17 protein-coding genes are annotated in these 15,397 nt (G+C 47.5%); 11 read left to right on the top strand and 6 right to left on the bottom strand.

The window, feature by feature from the left end; all coding sequences use genetic code 11:
• Nucleotides 1–27: 27 nt before the first annotated feature.
• The 3 genes from JOD01_RS13295 to JOD01_RS13285 all read left to right on the top strand — a co-directional run bounded on the left by JOD01_RS13295 (nucleotide 28) and on the right by JOD01_RS13285 (nucleotide 2,045).
• Nucleotides 28–555, top strand: a complete 528-nt coding sequence (locus JOD01_RS13295) for a VanZ family protein (protein WP_204518819.1) — start codon at nucleotides 28–30, stop codon at nucleotides 553–555.
• A gap of 116 nt (nucleotides 556–671) precedes the next feature.
• The gene (locus JOD01_RS13290; protein WP_204518818.1) at nucleotides 672–1,085 is read left to right on the top strand and encodes a S1 RNA-binding domain-containing protein; all 414 of its coding nucleotides are present in this window, start codon (nucleotides 672–674) and stop codon (nucleotides 1,083–1,085) included.
• Between the two features lie 210 nt (nucleotides 1,086–1,295).
• Nucleotides 1,296–2,045 (top strand): alpha/beta hydrolase family protein, encoded by a 750-nt coding sequence (locus JOD01_RS13285; RefSeq protein ID WP_239565448.1) that lies wholly within the window; start codon nucleotides 1,296–1,298, stop codon nucleotides 2,043–2,045.
• On the opposite strand, the gene JOD01_RS13280 is transcribed toward JOD01_RS13285, so the two are convergent.
• From JOD01_RS13280 to JOD01_RS13270, 3 genes are all read right to left on the bottom strand, one after another.
• Nucleotides 2,042–3,856 (bottom strand): HAMP domain-containing sensor histidine kinase, encoded by a 1,815-nt coding sequence (locus tag JOD01_RS13280; RefSeq protein WP_204518817.1) that lies wholly within the window; start codon nucleotides 3,854–3,856, stop codon nucleotides 2,042–2,044. The genes JOD01_RS13285 and JOD01_RS13280 overlap by 4 nt on opposite strands.
• 14 nt (nucleotides 3,857–3,870) lie before the next feature.
• Nucleotides 3,871–4,857: a BMP family ABC transporter substrate-binding protein gene (locus JOD01_RS13275; protein ID WP_204518816.1), complete on the bottom strand. Its 987-nt coding sequence runs from the start codon at nucleotides 4,855–4,857 to the stop codon at nucleotides 3,871–3,873.
• A 117-nt stretch (nucleotides 4,858–4,974) separates the two neighbouring features.
• Entirely contained in the window at nucleotides 4,975–5,349 is a 375-nt protein-coding gene (locus JOD01_RS13270; protein WP_204518815.1) for a hypothetical protein, read from the bottom strand.
• A 478-nt stretch (nucleotides 5,350–5,827) separates the two neighbouring features.
• Between JOD01_RS13270 and JOD01_RS13265 the strand changes: the two genes are divergently transcribed.
• Complete coding sequence (locus JOD01_RS13265; protein ID WP_204518814.1) at nucleotides 5,828–6,328, top strand: hypothetical protein; 501 nt, start codon at nucleotides 5,828–5,830, stop codon at nucleotides 6,326–6,328.
• Nucleotides 6,329–6,467: 139 nt separating this feature from the next.
• On the opposite strand, the gene JOD01_RS13260 is transcribed toward JOD01_RS13265, so the two are convergent.
• A complete protein-coding gene (locus JOD01_RS13260; RefSeq protein ID WP_204518813.1) occupies nucleotides 6,468–6,938 on the bottom strand; it encodes a FixH family protein in 471 nt (156 codons plus the stop codon).
• Between the two features lie 40 nt (nucleotides 6,939–6,978).
• A complete protein-coding gene (locus JOD01_RS13255; protein ID WP_204518812.1) occupies nucleotides 6,979–7,425 on the bottom strand; it encodes a hypothetical protein in 447 nt (148 codons plus the stop codon).
• A gap of 147 nt (nucleotides 7,426–7,572) precedes the next feature.
• On the opposite strand from JOD01_RS13255, the gene JOD01_RS13250 reads away from it, so the two are divergent.
• The 6 genes from JOD01_RS13250 to JOD01_RS13225 all read left to right on the top strand — a co-directional run bounded on the left by JOD01_RS13250 (nucleotide 7,573) and on the right by JOD01_RS13225 (nucleotide 12,645).
• Nucleotides 7,573–7,932 (top strand): DUF5412 family protein, encoded by a 360-nt coding sequence (locus tag JOD01_RS13250; protein WP_204518811.1) that lies wholly within the window; start codon nucleotides 7,573–7,575, stop codon nucleotides 7,930–7,932.
• 50 nt (nucleotides 7,933–7,982) lie between these two features.
• Nucleotides 7,983–8,375, top strand: coding sequence for a TraG/TraD/VirD4 family protein (locus JOD01_RS13245; protein WP_204518810.1), 393 nt, complete (start codon nucleotides 7,983–7,985; stop codon nucleotides 8,373–8,375).
• Nucleotides 8,376–8,620: 245 nt separating this feature from the next.
• The gene (locus tag JOD01_RS13240; RefSeq protein ID WP_204518809.1) at nucleotides 8,621–8,779 is read left to right on the top strand and encodes a hypothetical protein; all 159 of its coding nucleotides are present in this window, start codon (nucleotides 8,621–8,623) and stop codon (nucleotides 8,777–8,779) included.
• A 144-nt stretch (nucleotides 8,780–8,923) separates the two neighbouring features.
• Entirely contained in the window at nucleotides 8,924–10,165 is a 1,242-nt protein-coding gene (locus tag JOD01_RS13235; protein WP_204518808.1) for a PucR family transcriptional regulator, read from the top strand.
• 127 nt (nucleotides 10,166–10,292) lie between these two features.
• Nucleotides 10,293–11,417 (top strand): alanine dehydrogenase, encoded by a 1,125-nt coding sequence (gene ald, locus JOD01_RS13230; RefSeq protein WP_204518807.1) that lies wholly within the window; start codon nucleotides 10,293–10,295, stop codon nucleotides 11,415–11,417.
• A gap of 133 nt (nucleotides 11,418–11,550) precedes the next feature.
• A complete protein-coding gene (locus JOD01_RS13225; RefSeq protein WP_204518806.1) occupies nucleotides 11,551–12,645 on the top strand; it encodes a quinone-dependent dihydroorotate dehydrogenase in 1,095 nt (364 codons plus the stop codon).
• Between the two features lie 165 nt (nucleotides 12,646–12,810).
• On the opposite strand, the gene glnA is transcribed toward JOD01_RS13225, so the two are convergent.
• Nucleotides 12,811–14,229, bottom strand: a complete 1,419-nt coding sequence (gene glnA, locus JOD01_RS13220) for a type I glutamate--ammonia ligase (RefSeq protein WP_204518805.1) — start codon at nucleotides 14,227–14,229, stop codon at nucleotides 12,811–12,813.
• 226 nt (nucleotides 14,230–14,455) lie between these two features.
• Between glnA and panE the strand changes: the two genes are divergently transcribed.
• Nucleotides 14,456–15,388: a 2-dehydropantoate 2-reductase gene (panE, locus tag JOD01_RS13215; RefSeq protein WP_204518804.1), complete on the top strand. Its 933-nt coding sequence runs from the start codon at nucleotides 14,456–14,458 to the stop codon at nucleotides 15,386–15,388.
• Nucleotides 15,389–15,397: the final 9 nt, after the last annotated feature.

Below are 15,397 nucleotides of genomic sequence, written 5' to 3'. Positions count from 1 at the left end.
ACGGAGTACATGGCTGGGAGGCAAACATTGAACAGGAAAAAACGTTGGATTGATAGTATTTTGGTGCTGGTATTGCTGTTAGGTTTGTTTTATTCTTCTTCACAACCGTATGAAAATCAGGATATTCGCGGAAACATTTCCCAGTTGATCCCTGATGCTGAGAGCGTCGGCGAACGGCTGGACGGGTTCTCTTTCACATATGGTCATAGCGAAGTCAGTGTCGAAGAAGACGGGGTAGCCGGCTATATTGAATTTTTTGTCCGCAAGGGAACGCATTTCTGCACGTTTGCCTTGCTGACGTTGCTTTTTTACCGTCTGCTGCGCAACTGGTACCATCCTCCGGTGGCGCTTCCCTGGAGCGGACTGTTGGCCGTTTTGGCCGCCGTCTTGGATGAATGGCATCAAACATTTACCCCCCACCGGACAGGAATCATCACCGATATTTTGTTGGACTCGACAGGAATGTTTACCATGCTTTTGCTTATACTGGGATGGAGGACCTACCGTAAAAACAGGACGAGAACAAGATTTGGCAGAAAACAGTTAAGGCCGTAATCCTGCTTAAATTAGGCTTTTCATCAAATCATATTCTCTGCTATACTTAATTAGTGAGCCTGACTATAATTTAGGTTCGAAGACACTTTTGGAAAAAGATAAGGAGTGCAAACTGAATGGCAGTACAAGTGGGAAGCATCATCGAGGGAAAAGTAACGGCGATCAAACCGTTTGGGATGTTCGTAGCAATCAGTGAAACGGAACAAGGTCTGGTTCACATTTCCCAGGTGGCGAATGGATTCGTAAAGGATATTAATGAACACTTTTCTGTCGGTTCCCCTGTAAAAGTAAAGGTTCTCTCGATTGATGATGCAGGAAAAATCTCGCTTTCGGTTCGTGCCGCACTGCCTGCTCCAGAACGTGAGGAACGTGAAGAGCGCCGTGGTGGAAATCGGGGTGGTGACCGAGGAGGAAATGCCAAGCGTGGGGATAGCGCTGCGACCTTCGAAGACAAGTTGAAAAAATGGTTGAAACACAGCGAAGAAAACCTGGCAACGATCAATAAAAAACAAGCAAAACGCGGCTATTAAGCCGGGATGATGATAGACGATGCGAAGTGAAGCGGAAGGTCGATGAAACCATCGATGGTTTCCGCCGAGTTTGCGCATCCTACAGAAAAAAGAAGGAACGTCAGCGTTCCTTCTTTTTTCTACTTGAAAAAGGTACTGGAGTATAAAGGAGCGATTGGCTTGTCGACCCAAAATGATTTATTGCTGGAGATAACTCCGGAGCCGGCGGTGATGGAAGGGGTGTCTCTGTTTCGGGTAACCTATTTAAGCCAAGGACTGCGAGTCAAGGCCGCATTGGCTGTCCCGGATCAGGCGGGCCCGATGCCGGCGTTGCTGTATTGCCGCGGAGGGCTGAATAATGTGGGCAAGGTTCGGCCTGAGCGGATTTCGCAATTGGCCGCTTTTGGCTATATTGTCTTTGCGCCTCATTACCGCGGAAGCGAGGGAGGCGAAGGGCGCGACGAGTTCGGCGGCAATGATCGCCAAGATGTTTTTTCGGCTTACGAACTTTTGCGAACGCTCCCACAGGTTGACCCGCAGCGGATTAGTTTGTACGGTTTTTCTCGAGGCGGCATGATGGCCCTGTTTGCGGCGATGCAGTGTGAGGGCATTCTGGCTGCGGTGGTCTGGGGAGGTGTCAGCGACCTGTTTCTCACCTATGAAGAACGGGTCGATCTTCGCCGCATGCTGCGCCGAATCGTCGGTCATCCACGCAAGCAGGAAGCGGCTTATCGGGAGCGTTCACCCGTTTTTACGGCCGATCGCATCCGCTGTCCGGTCCTGATCATTCACGGTACAGAAGATCAGAATGTGGGCGTAGAGCATGCCTATCGGCTGGCCAATGCCTTGCAGCTTCACGACAAACCGTATGAATTATGGCTGGCGGAAGGGGCGACGCATTTGTTTTTGCCGGAGCTGAATGAAGCGTATACCAGACGAATGTTTGAATGGCTGAACCGTCAAGTCCCCCAGCCGGTTTAATCACGGACAGGCTTTATCGGAAGATGGATGGTAAGTTCCGAGCCTCGACCCGGCTCACTCTTGACGCTCAGCTCGCCCCCATGATTTCTCACCATCTGGATGGTGACCGGCAAGCCGAGACCGGTGCCATCTTCCTTCAAGGAAAAGAATGGCTCGAAAATTCGGTTGAGAAATTCAGCCGGGATGCCTTCCCCTGTATCCCGGATTGTGATTTCAACGTGACCCTCAAGCTGCTGGCTCTCGATGGTCAATTTCCCGCCGTTTTGCATCGCTTCTATCCCGTTTTTCATCAAATTCAGCAAAATTTGCTTCAATTGTTCCACATCGACATGCAGCGTGATGTCCGGTGCAGACCGGTTCAAAATTTCCACACCGCGAAATCTTGCCTCCGCCTGCATCAACGGTAAGATGGACGAGAGGATTTCCGCCAGCTTTACCTCGCGATAGTTGGGCCGAGAAGGTTTGGCCAGCAGCAGCATTTCCGTGACAATTTGGTTGACCCGTTCGATTTCTTGCAAAACGAGAGAGAGATGGTACTCATTGGCCTTTTCTGCCGGAAGCCCCTTCTGCATTAACTGGATAAAGCCATAAATGACGGCCAGCGGATTGCGAATCTCATGCGCGGCTCCGGCGGCCAACTGCCCGACAAGGGCCAGCTTTTCCGATTGATGCATGAATTCCTGGATTTTGATTTGTTCCGTTATGTCGGCCAGCACCACGACCCATCCGGATTCGCTGCGTTGCTGATTCAACAAGGGAACAAACGAAACGAGGCCTAAAAAAGAACTGCCATCCTGTTTGAGCAAAGTCATTCTCCGATTCACAAACCAGGGATTCTCCGACGAAATATCCCAAGGGGTACCGTCAGGTAAAACAGGGAAAAAATCTTGATCGAGCATGACCAGTTCCTTGGCTTTTTCGTTAATATGAACTTCGCTTGTCAGCGACTGCCGCGTGATCACACCGATCGGCAAGGAATCGAGGATTTGTTCGCGAAAAAGCTTTTCGTCCTCCAGGACCAATTGTTGTTGCTGGCTTTGTTGAAACAACTGCGCGATGCTGGCAGACATTTTATTAAATTCGCGGGCCAACTCTGAAAATTCGTCATTGGTCTGATAGACCACCTGCTTGCCAAATGCGCCCTGCGAGATCTGGCGAATTTGTCCGATCAGCGACTCAATCGGATGCAGCAATTCCTTGCGAAAGTAAAAAGCAAACAACAAACCGAAAAACAGGAAAAGTGCAGAAATGGAGTAAGTGACAATCAACACCATTTTCATCACTTTGTTGGTTTTGGCAAACTCCGATTCAGTCTGTTCGTCCAATGTATTCAGCGAATGAGTCAGCGTATTTTCCAACAGATCGAGCAGGGGCTGAAGATCATGTTCCAGCACATACGTTACCGCTGTTACATTGTTTACTTTAAGCAAGGGATTGATTTTATTCAAAAAGACAACATCCAGATCCTCAATCAGATTCATTACCTGGACCAGCGCGGTGTTGTCGTCTGTCTTCGGCAACACCTCCAAATCCGGCTTGTTGATTAAGGTTTGGTGATACTCTTGCAAATATTGCGACTGTCGCGTAACGGTATACATTTTTAACGCGTAGGTTTTCGTATAGATCTGGTTTTTCACCCGGATCATCGATTTGACTTGCGGGATCAGTTCCCGTGTCAAATGCGTTTCTTGGGAAATGAGTGTGGTCATTTGGTAGCTGAATAAAAAGGCAATCAAGCCGATTAACAGCGTCATGATCAAGTAACTGAGCCATATTTTTTGTTGGAAACCTAAAGAACGAAACAGTAACATGTTGTTCCCTCCGCTTAACGTGTAACGTCACCGAGCTGTTTGATCTCTTGTTCAATCGCTTCCCTCACGCTGGCCGGGACCATTGTGCCATACGGGCTGAAATAATTGACGCCTGATTCGATCCCGTACGTAACTTTGCCCGAAGGAAGAGTACCGTTGAAATATTGTTCAAACATTTTGTCGTACATTTTATCGATGTCTTCAATTACCGAGGTAATCACATGATCGGGAGCGATAAACCGCTGGTTGGAAATGTAGCCGATCACATAAATGTTCAATTTTTGCGCTTCGGTAATAACGGCCAGGTTAAAGCTGTCGCCTGTGGTATATATCACGTCTGCGCCTTCATTGTACAATGCGTGGGTCGCCGCGATTGCCGAGTCCGTATCGGAATAGGTGTCGACCTGTTTGATGATGGTCGAAGCGTGCTCCGCGGCTGCGCCATTCACAAAAGAGAGGGCCTGGCGCTTTTCCGCGGCATTGTTTACCGCGATATAACCCACTTTATGGCTTTTGCTCATCATCGCCGCCAATTTGCCAACGAAATAATTTTGTTTGACCACATCGCTGGAAATAGCGGTTTGATTGGCATGCAAGGGATTTCCGTTAATCGTCACAAAGCGGGTATTGGCATAGTGTGGGGCGACCTTCGCAAAAGCATCTGAAAAAATACGGCCATGGCCAATAATCAATTGGTAGTTTTGCTCGGCATAAGCGCGGGTCACTGGCTCAATCAGTTCCGCGGTCAAATTTCTTTTAATATCCAGCCGAAAGTTGTATTTTTGCTTCAACCGGTTCATGCTGACCCACGCGCTGCTGTTCCAGCTTTGGTCATAAGTTGGTCCTTCCAGTAACAGAGCCACTTTAGGCCGGGGCGGTTGGGGCGCGGAAATCAGGTTAATTTGTTGTAAGTTATTGATAAATTGCGCAGTAATTGCCAGTAGCAAAAGCAAGATTATGGTGACGAATAACACGGGGAAAGGTTTGTTCCAATTCGTCATAAAATCCCCCTCGGGTTGGCATGGAGTGAGTATGACAAATTCTGCACGAGTTGTCGAAACTCCTGCTAACACTCGCTGGAAAATACAAAACCCCACGCTGTATGCGTGGGGGATAACTCAAAAACGATGTCCCAGATTCAAAGCAGAGCGGTTGTCTACAGCGTGGGCTGCGTGGGGAGCAAGGTTCGCTCCGGGATTTTGCAATGCGTAAGGATTATGGAATTGTTGTAATGACGCAAGCGCTTGAGGAGTAACTTGCCCGTGGAAGACGAGAGCGACTGGCGATACCTGATCGGCATAGGCTGTCTGACGGCTGCTGTAATTTTGGTTAAAAGCTGCGTTGGGGCCATAAGACAATGCTTGCTGCCTGTGCATATCGGCTTGCTGACGGTGGAATTGGGCTTGTTGCTGATGTGCGTCTGCGTGAAATTGATGGAATTGAGCCTGTTGATGATGTGCCTGAGCCATATCATGGACAGAGCTTCTATACATAGGGCGTCTCCTCCTAATATGATCCAATTTGCAAGGCAGCAGCAGACTGCTTTGCCCCTACAAGTATGTCCAAACTTCAGCAGAAAATGCCCGGGGCTCTCCGGAAACGGAGGAAGGACAAAAAACGTCGAGTTGTGTCGCAATCGTCATTCTAGGGCTATAATCGGTTGATTCATTTGCCGGATTCCCCACGTCAATTCTTTAGTGATGTGATTAAAAAGCCGACCCATAAGTATCATGAACGTGCATTAAAAACCCTGCAACAGCCTTTATTGGCCCAAGCTAAACAGATCGTTCGTAATGTTCGGACCCAACTAACTAAGACACGGAATGAAATCGATGTGATTTGTGTGTATGGTGGGGGGAGTATCTTAATGACTTTACATCTTTACCGTTAGCAAAATATTTAGTGCGTTGAAGGCAAAAGCAAAACAAGCTGTTTAATTAAATCGGTGGAAAAAGGGTAGGGGGTGATCGAGTGTCAAAAGGAAAAAAGACGGAAAAAATCCCTGGTAAGGGAGTTTCCTTCAAAACAAGAGTGGACGAACACCCTGCCGTTATGGAGTGGATCAATATACAGAGTAATCTTGCCGATTCGTTTCGCTATCTAATCGAACAGGAAATTATCCGGCGCGGTGGTGTGGTTGATTTGCAATTGATCATTCCAGCCAAACGTAATTTTGATTTTCCTGTTACGGAGTTGGTAGCCAGCAATTCGGTAATGCCACTAATTGAGCAGATTCCGGCTCCTCAGATTCGACAGCAGCAGCCTATCCTTAATGCGACAGAAGGGGTAGGGGAGGTTGCTTCTTCCGGAAAAGAAATCGAATCACCGCATCATGAAAAAGGGAGTATGGAAAAACCGGTTGCGGATGAGGTTGATCAGGTTACGATCCCGAAAAAGGAAGAGGATGCCGATTCATCTGATTCAGAAGCGATCTTTGAGATTGACGATGATGATATTGAATCCTGGTCGTAAAAATATGAAATTATCCCTGGGGGATCAATTGATTTAGGCGTTACGGCAGCCGGTAGCTGCCGCTGGGGGTCAGGGCAGGGAAGCCATCGATAACAAGAGGCGCTCGGAAAGCAAACCACGCTTTCTGAGCGCCTCTTTGTTAAGGTTGATTACGGACGTTTATCTTAAACTTTTTGTGACCATGAAGAGAATTTTTCTCAACATGAACAATCAAGTGATGCAGTTGTGGTTGTTCAAATCTGTAAGCTAGTTTGTAGTTTCCATCTCCCGTTTCGGTTGCTTCATGAAAGGAATGTTTTTCTTCTCCTTCCTTCCATATCTCAAAGCGAACTTTTGCATTTGTTAGTGGTAAATCGGACTGCATTATATGGGTGTTAAATACCGTCTCCTGACCACTTACAATCTTGGGAATCTCACTAGAGAGATGAATGATCACAGAACTTTGCTCAACTTCATGTTCGGTTTCATGGTGGTGTTCCTCCTGTGCCGAAACCTTTCTTTCGCCTACATTAGTATTACCTCCCTCTTTTGGAGAGCAAGCTACTAACACAGAAGTGAAGCAGATTAACAATAGTATTGAGATAACTCTATATTTCATTTGACGTGTCATAAAATTCCTTATTGCCAAGCTTCAGGATAATGATAGGATTCTAGCAAAACAATTCCAGATCATTTTGAGTACCATCTTTCAGCTTAATACTCTTTTGTGCTGTATAGTCTTTTCTTTTAAATGTACCCTTTAATTCTTTTTCCTTAATTCCTTTTACTTCAAAAGTACCATCGGAATTAACATCAATTTTTTCACCATTGATTTCAACCGTCCCTGTTCTTGCTGGATAAAACTTCTCAAGTCCTCTGTCAGTTAGGCGCCAACCGTTCTGTCCATCCAGTTTAGCGATTACATCTGCGTGAAGTTTTCGATCCTCTTTACTAATAGGGGCAATTAGTTGAATCCCTGCTTTCCCTTTTAAAGTTGTTTCTTGTTGAGCAGCAGCAACAAAATAAGACGTGTTCGCGTTTGCAATTCCGTAACCTGAGACAAGACTGGTTGCAATGGTTAATCCAGCAACAACATTAAAGATTTTGAACTTTGCCAATTAAATCTCAACATTTCAAAAGTTTTTAAATTCTTACAAAAATATACATTTGACACGGTTCGCTATTTTCCTTCTTAGTTTATGGTAAAAAAAGTAATTTTTTTTAAATGTAAATCCATATGTATATTGATAGTTAGGAGGGATACAATGAAGTTGATTTCCAAGTTAATCGGATTAACCGTTTTGGTTGCCATAGTAATTTTTATAAAGGTAAACTTTTATCCTAGTTTAGAAAGTATTGATACTAAAAAACTTCAGGTTGTATCAGAAAGTGTATCACCTGACGGAAAATATAGATTAAAAACTTATTTAATGGGGGGGGTATTGTTAAGATCCGACTATACTTACATTGGAGAAATTGAATATGGTAATGAAAGACGAAAAGTCTTTTGGATAAGTGGCGATAAAATCGACAGTTTAAAGTGGATTGATAACAAAACCATTGAAATCGCTGGCAAAAAAATTGATATCCTCAGTGAATATTACGATTTTAGATCGGATTTTTAAAAATCTTTGCATTCCTCTTATATGGGCATCAACTTCATACGCCCATTTACATGGCTCTTGATGAGATTGGGAACCTTGGACGAATTCCTAACTTGATTGAAAAATTACCGACCATGAGGGGGCGGCGGATCTATCCGATGATGGTATTTCAGTCCATTCCTCAGATGAAACAAAGGTATAAAGATTCTTGGGAGGAGATCATTAGTTATTGTGACACTCAGGTATATCTTGGTGTAAACGAACAAGGATCGGCTGATTATCTTAGCAATCTGCTGGGTGTAACGACCATTAAAATCCAAAATGCCAGTCGAAGTACCAAAGTAGGAAAAATAAATGGAGATGGGCTAACAGAAAGTTATAGCTACCAACAAAGAAAACTAATGTTTCCAGATGAAGTCCGGACGTTGAGCCGGGATAACTTAAGCTGCCTGCGCATATCGTAATGGAAAAATGATGTTGGAGGAAAGCGATGGAGCTTTGCAGCGACACGGTCTACTGCATATATTGTCGCAAGTTGGTCAAGCGGGAGCATTCTCAGCGTATTTTTCAAACCGGTTTTTATCAAAGGGTGTATCCGCTTGCGGAATGTTGCGCTTGTTTGCTGAAGACGACGGTAAGGCGGGTGAATGAGACACGGATGAACCGGGCAAATTATACGCGTAAGCAGCGAGAACAGGAGGTTTTCCGTTTGGAGAAATCAACGATTGAACTGCCTGAGGTCGACATTCCCGATGAAGTGACACAGGTAGAGCGTCCCGAAATTGGCGAGACTACCATCCACCCCGAGCCTTCCTCTCCGCAAGCAGAACAATTCAGCGAGTCTGCGAAAATCGGTTTTGGCAAATAAGAGCAAATGAACAGCGAACCCAATCTGTTCTCCGGATGTTCGGGGAAGTTGGGTTCGCTTGCTTTCGTCCACATGTTTACGATGTTTCCGCCGATCCGCTATAATTGGATGAGATGACGGTGAATATCGAAGAGGGTGTGAAGCATGTCCGTTCAACCTGGCTACTTTGACCAGTTCCAACATGCTGATATTGACGAGTTGGCTGACGCAATCGGCGATCTGCTCCAAAATCCGATTACAATCGAGGATGCTGACCATAAATTAATCGCGTATAGTTCGCACGGGGAAAGTACGGATTTGGCACGTCGATCAACGATCATGGGACGTCGTGTGCCGGAAAAAGTATTGACCCGCTTGTGGAAAGATGGCGTCTTCCAGCAACTGCTGACAAAAGAAGACCCGGTACATATTCCGCCGAAAGAGGATATCGGTTTGGGCAGACGGGTCGCAATCGCCATTCGTAAAGGGACAGATGTGTTAGGCTATATTTGGGCGCAGGAAGAGAACCAGCCCATTACCGAAAAAGACGATGAGATTTTGCGGCAGGCTGCCCGGGTCGCCGTGCCTCGCCTCGTCCAGCGCCAAGGAAAACGGAAAGCGGAAGAACAGAGGCGGAAAGAATTTTTTTGGGAACTGCTGCTCGGCAACCACACCAGCGAGTCATTTATCAAAAGAAAAGCGGAAAGCTTGCAGGTAGAATTGCCTGCGCAATATTTGATTTGCGTCATTGAAGCGGAGGAGACGCGCCTGGAACAGTATTTGTATCCGCTCCTGCTGCGGGACAAATTGCTCTGGGTCATGGACGGAGCGCAATTGATTTTGCTGATCGGCCTCAATTCGCAAGGGGGAAGAGAGAACGCGCTGCTGCTGCGCAAGGTGGAGCAGTTTCTTGATGATTCTCTGGAAAAGCTGGTCGATCATACGCCGCACGGCAAGGCGACGGCGGGGTACGGCAAAATTTACAGTGAATACAGCGATATTGTCAGGAGCTATCGGGAGGCGCTGCACGTCCTGGAAGTGAAACGGTTGTTTTTCGAGGAGACCCGACAGATTAAAGGGTATCACCAATTGGGCATTTATCGGTTTTTGCGCCAATTGAAAAGTTGGAGCGACGCGGAAGGGTACGTTAATGAACAATTGAAAACGCTGGCAGCGTATGATCAGGACAATCAGACGCACTTGCTGGAAACGCTGGAAACGTACCTGGACAGCGCAGGAAAAGTGAATGTAGCGGCACAACACTTGCATATTCATATTAATACTTTGAATTATCGGTTGCGCCGAATTGAAGAAATCATTCAGGTTGACTTGGATGATCAAAACCAGCGCACCTCGCTTTATCTTGATTTGAAGCTGAACAAGATGCCGGATACAACGGGAAAGTAAAAACAGCGATTTGTGAAAATTCACAAAAGGCAGGGGTTACGATTAATTGAATCACCAAAGAAGATTGCATGGAACCGCGGTACAATAGTAATCAAGAAGATGGATTGTACTCAAGGGGGACATGAATATGATCGTGGGGATTCCGAAAGAAATTAAAAATAATGAAAATCGTGTAGCGATCACACCTGCCGGAGTCACTGCATTGGTTCAAAATGGACATACCGTTCGAATTGAAACAAAAGCTGGCGAAGGAAGCGGTTTTACCGATGCGGAATATCAAGCGGTTGGCGCGGAAATCGTGGCAACAGCAGCGGAAGCCTGGGCGGCTGAAATGGTCATTAAGGTGAAAGAACCACTGCCATCGGAATACGGTTATTTCCGTGAAGGCCTCATCCTGTTTACTTATCTGCATCTTGCACCGGAACCGGAGCTTACTCGTGCGTTGATTGACAAGAAAGTGGTCGCCATCGCCTATGAAACGGTGCAACTCGACAATGGCGCATTGCCGTTGCTGACACCGATGAGTGAAGTTGCCGGACGGATGGCTGTGCAAATCGGTGCGCAATTTTTGGAGAAACCTTACGGCGGTAAAGGGATCTTGTTGGGTGGCGTGCCTGGCGTCCAAAAAGGAGAAGTGGTCATCGTCGGCGGCGGGATCGTCGGCACCAATGCAGCCAAGATGGCGGTCGGCCTGGGAGCCAACGTAACCATTATCGATATTAGTGCGGATCGTTTGCGCCAATTGGACGATATGTTCCAAGGCAAAGTGCAAACTTTGATGTCAAACAGCTTTAACATTGCCAATGCTGTGAAAAATGCGGACTTGGTGATCGGGGCTGTTCTGATTCCGGGAGCGCGTGCGCCGCGTTTGGTCACGGAAGAAATGGTCAAAACGATGTCGCCAGGTTCGGTCATCGTCGACCCGGCCATTGACCAAGGCGGTTCGATTGAAACCGTTGACCGGATTACGACCCATGACAATCCGACCTATGTGAAACATGGCGTGATCCATTACGCAGTTGCCAATATGCCTGGTGCGGTGGCGCGGACCGCTACGTTGGCTTTGACCAATGTGACAATTCCGTACGCTGTGCAAATTGCCAACAAAGGCTATCTGGAGGCGATCGCTTCCAATCGGGCGTTAGCCAAAGGGGTAAACGTTGCGCATGGCAAAGTAACATTCAAAGCGGTTGCGGAAGCGCACAATTTACCTTATGAACCAGTTGAAAATATCATGCTGGTAAGAAACTGATCATGCTGTAGCCAAACTGCTTGCCTGTTGACCGGGCAGGCAGTTTTTTTATGAGCGGAATCCGCTTTTTTGCATGTCGACGGACCGTAAATATGATATAGTACAGAGCAGGACAAGGAGCGGAGGAAGAGCGATGTACCAGCTGTTAAAAAAGTTTTTGTTTCAGCTTGACCCTGAGGAAGCCCACGAGCGGACGATCGCGGCATTGCGACTGATGGAACGGTCGGCGCTGGGCAGAAGCATGATGCAAACGATTTATGGCTATCAGCACAAACGTCTGGAGACGACGCTGTGGGGATTGACTTTTCCCAATCCCGTCGGACTGGCGGCAGGATTTGACAAAAATGCCGAGGTGTATCACGCGCTGGCCGCATTGGGATTTGGCTTTGTGGAAGTGGGAACGATTACGCCGCTGGCGCAGCCGGGGAATGAACGCCCCCGCCTGTTCCGCTTGCCTGAGTATGCGGCAGTCATTAATCGAATGGGTTTTAACAATCACGGGGCAGAGGCAGCTGCCAAGAATTTGGAGAATTATGCGAACGCAAATATACCGATCGGGGTCAATATTGGCAAAAACAAGACGACCGCTAATGAAGATGCCGGCAGCGATTACCAGAAATGTCTGGAAAAGCTGTATGCCTACGGTCATTATTTCGTGATCAATGTCAGCTCTCCCAATACGCCAAACTTGCGGGATTTGCAGGAGACAGCCAGTCTGCGCGCGTTGTTGCGCGGGATTGGAGCAAAGGCCAAACAGCTGGAAGACCAAGGGATCGAGCCAAAGCCGATCCTGTTGAAAGTCGCTCCCGATATGGCGGACGAGCAGATGAGAGATGTCGTTCAGGCCGCGATCGAGGAAGGGATCTCCGGTATCATCGCTACCAATACGACGCTGTCGCGAGAGCCGGTAAGCGGACACGTCCATGCCGAACAGGCAGGAGGACTGAGCGGAAAACCGCTGACAGAGCGTTCTACCGCCTGGATACGGGAGATTTATCAGGAGACAGGAGGCAAAGTCCCGATTATCGGGGTAGGGGGGATCATGAACGGAGACGACGCTTATGAGAAAATTCGCGCCGGCGCAAGTTTGGTGCAAATTTACACCGGCATGATCTATCAGGGCCCTGGACTGGCTGCTTCGATCAATAAACGGTTGGTGGAGCTGTTGCAGCGAGATGGTTTTGACCATATCGGACAGGCTGTCGGCCAAGATGCGAAAAGCAAATAAACGTATAAAAAATGGCAAGGCACCTTCGCGCGGAAGGTGCCTTATTACATATGAAAACCGATTGCCCCAAGAGAGCAATCGGCTTGACCGTACCAATATTTATAACCCCTAAATGTTTTTTCTTGTCTTTTCTATCTATATCTCTGGCTGCAGCCAGTCTGAATCTTACAGATCGTAGTACAATTCGTATTCTTTCGGATTGACCGTGCGTTCGACTTGTTGGATTTCAGCGCGTTTCAGGGAAATCCAGTTGTCGATGACATCTTTTGTAAAGACGTCGCCTTCGAGCAAGAAGTCATGATCCGCTTCGAGAGCATCGAGCGCTTCGCCCAAAGAACCAGGCACACTGCGGATTTCATGTTTTTCCACATCGCTCAGTTCATAGATGTTTTTATCAACCGGTCCGTATCCCAACTCGCGCGGGTCGAGCTTGCGCTTGATACCATCCAGGCCAGCCATCAGCATGGCAGCGAAAGCAAGGTATGGGTTGGCAGTGGAATCTGGTGTACGGAATTCAACACGTGCCGATTTTGGCGTAACAGCAGCGACTGGAATCCGTACAGCAGCTGAACGGTTTCCTTTGGAGAATACCAGGTTCACAGGTGCTTCATAGCCCGGTACCAGACGTTTGAAAGAGTTGGTGCTTGGGTTGGTCAAAGCGATCAAGGCCGGAGCGTGATGCAAGATCCCGCCGATGTAATGCAGTGCCATTTCGCTCAGGTTGGCGTAAGCGCCTTTTTCATAAAACAGCGGAGTATCACCATTAAACAAGCTTTGGTGAACGTGCATCCCGCTGCCGTTATCCCCTACGATGGGTTTCGGCATAAAGGTAGCTGTTTTTCCGTATTTGGCCGCTACGTTGCGAACGATGTATTTGAACAGCAACAGATTGTCTGCGGTACGAGTCAACGTATCAAAGCGGAAGTTGATTTCCGCTTGGCCCGCGGTTGCTACTTCATGGTGGTGGCGTTCGACTTTCAGCCCTGCTTGGCTCATCAGAGTAGACATTTCGTTGCGGATATCGGTTTGCGTGTCAGTCGGTTGAACCGGGAAGTAACCGCCTTTGTTGCGCACTTTGTATCCGAGGTTTTTGCCTTCCGCACCGGTGTTCCAGTAAGCCTCTTCGGAATCGATATGAAAATAAGAACCGTCTGGTCCGGAGGAATAACGAACGTTGTCGAAGATGAAAAATTCTGACTCCGGTCCAAAGTAAGCAGCGGTTGCCAATCCGGTCGCTTTCAAATAGTCTTCTGCTTTTTTGGCAATGCTGCGCGGATCGCGTTCATAAACAGTTCCATCTGGATCGAGAATGTCACAGACAATATTCAAAGTTGGGGCTTCCACAAATGGATCAACAAACGCGCTGGCAGGGTCGGGCATCATAACCATGTCGCTCGCTTCAATCCCTCTGTATCCGATCAAGCTGGAGCCGTCGAATGCGACACCGTTTACGAACGTTTCTTCGTCAACGGCGTAGGCGGGAATTGTTACATGGTGCTGGCGGCCAAGCATGTCAACGATCCGGAAATCCACATATTCAATTTTTTCAGTCTCAATCAAGGTCAAGATTTGTTTAGCATCCATGTTGTTCACTCCATTTACGAATATTATTTAAAATTACGTTAAACATTGTTCGTAACCTCATGTTATCTATAATATGGATTATAGTAATCAACACCCAAGGTGTCAATAGTTTTGGTTACATTTTGTGTTAGATTTTCTTACATAATATTGTTGCTTTCGAAAAAGGTGCATCTTTTGTAGAATGGAAACATGGAATGATCTGGATGATTGCGGGAGGGGTTGTACAATGAAAGTATTGGTATTGGGAGCGGGTGCAGTCGGCGGTTATTTCGGCGGGCGGTTGGCGGAAAAAGGAGCGGACGTAACCTTTCTCGTCAGGGAGAAGCGGCGAATACAGCTGGAAGAGCGCGGCTTGCGCATTGCCAGCGTCAATGGCGACGCCCATTTGCAACCGAAACTGCTAACGGCAGGCGAAGGCAAGGAGGCTTATGATTTGGTCATGCTGGCGACCAAGGCGTATCATCTAAACGCCGCCGTAGAGACGATTGCCGATTATATAGGAACTCATACAATGATTCTGCCGATGTTGAACGGGATCGCGCATATCGATTCTCTCAAGCAACGATTTGGCGCGGAACGGGTGCTCGGCGGACTTTGTTTTATTGAAAGCACCTTGAATTCGGAAGGCGATGTCATCCAGACGAGCAAAAATCACAATTTGGTCTATGGCGAGTGGGAAGGCGGGCGCAGCGAGCGGGTAACCGTACTGGAAGAGCTGTTTGCGGGCGCCAATGCCAATTTCGTCATGAGCGAATTTATTCAACGGGAGATGTGGCATAAATATTTGTTCATCACCACACTGTCCGGAATGACCACGCTGATGAATGCTGCGGTCGGCCCCATCCGCGATTCGGCTTATGGAAAAGAACTGACCCGCCAGCTGGCGGAAGAAGTCGCGGCGATCATGCGAGCGGTTGGCGCGCCAATAGCGGATCATGTCGTTGACATGCAAACCGAAGTCTTTTTGAACCAAGGATATAAGATGAAAGCATCGATGCTGCGCGATATGGAAAAAGGGTTGCCTGTGGAAGCCGAGCATTTGCAGGGCCACCTGCTACGGCTTGCTGATGCCAACGGAGTACAGGTGCCTTTGTTGAGAATTGTTTACAATAATTTGAAGGTTTATGAAATAAAACGTGCCGCCAGCATTGAGGTATAATAAAGCTGG

This window comes from Brevibacillus fulvus (genome assembly GCF_016908525.1).
Classification (GTDB): domain Bacteria; phylum Bacillota; class Bacilli; order Brevibacillales; family Brevibacillaceae; genus Brevibacillus_G; species Brevibacillus_G fulvus.
This window is presented reverse-complemented; position numbering and strand designations above follow the sequence as displayed.

Bases quoted from the DNA above. Each gene is read 5' to 3' on its own strand.
- glnA (WP_204518805.1), bottom strand. From the start codon at position 14,229: ATGGATGCTAAACAAATCTTGACCTTGATTGAGACTGAAAAAATTGAA.
- panE (WP_204518804.1), top strand. From the start codon at position 14,456: ATGAAAGTATTGGTATTGGGAGCGGGTGCAGTCGGCGGTTATTTCGGC.
- JOD01_RS13235 (WP_204518808.1), top strand. From the start codon at position 8,924: ATGTCCGTTCAACCTGGCTACTTTGACCAGTTCCAACATGCTGATATT.
- JOD01_RS13260 (WP_204518813.1), bottom strand. From the start codon at position 6,938: ATGACACGTCAAATGAAATATAGAGTTATCTCAATACTATTGTTAATC.
- JOD01_RS13250 (WP_204518811.1), top strand. From the start codon at position 7,573: ATGAAGTTGATTTCCAAGTTAATCGGATTAACCGTTTTGGTTGCCATA.
- JOD01_RS13275 (WP_204518816.1), bottom strand. From the start codon at position 4,857: ATGACGAATTGGAACAAACCTTTCCCCGTGTTATTCGTCACCATAATC.
- JOD01_RS13225 (WP_204518806.1), top strand. From the start codon at position 11,551: ATGTACCAGCTGTTAAAAAAGTTTTTGTTTCAGCTTGACCCTGAGGAA.
- JOD01_RS13285 (WP_239565448.1), top strand. From the start codon at position 1,296: ATGGAAGGGGTGTCTCTGTTTCGGGTAACCTATTTAAGCCAAGGACTG.
- JOD01_RS13270 (WP_204518815.1), bottom strand. From the start codon at position 5,349: ATGTATAGAAGCTCTGTCCATGATATGGCTCAGGCACATCATCAACAG.
- ald (WP_204518807.1), top strand. From the start codon at position 10,293: ATGATCGTGGGGATTCCGAAAGAAATTAAAAATAATGAAAATCGTGTA.
- JOD01_RS13290 (WP_204518818.1), top strand. From the start codon at position 672: ATGGCAGTACAAGTGGGAAGCATCATCGAGGGAAAAGTAACGGCGATC.
- JOD01_RS13245 (WP_204518810.1), top strand. From the start codon at position 7,983: ATGGCTCTTGATGAGATTGGGAACCTTGGACGAATTCCTAACTTGATT.
- JOD01_RS13280 (WP_204518817.1), bottom strand. From the start codon at position 3,856: ATGTTACTGTTTCGTTCTTTAGGTTTCCAACAAAAAATATGGCTCAGT.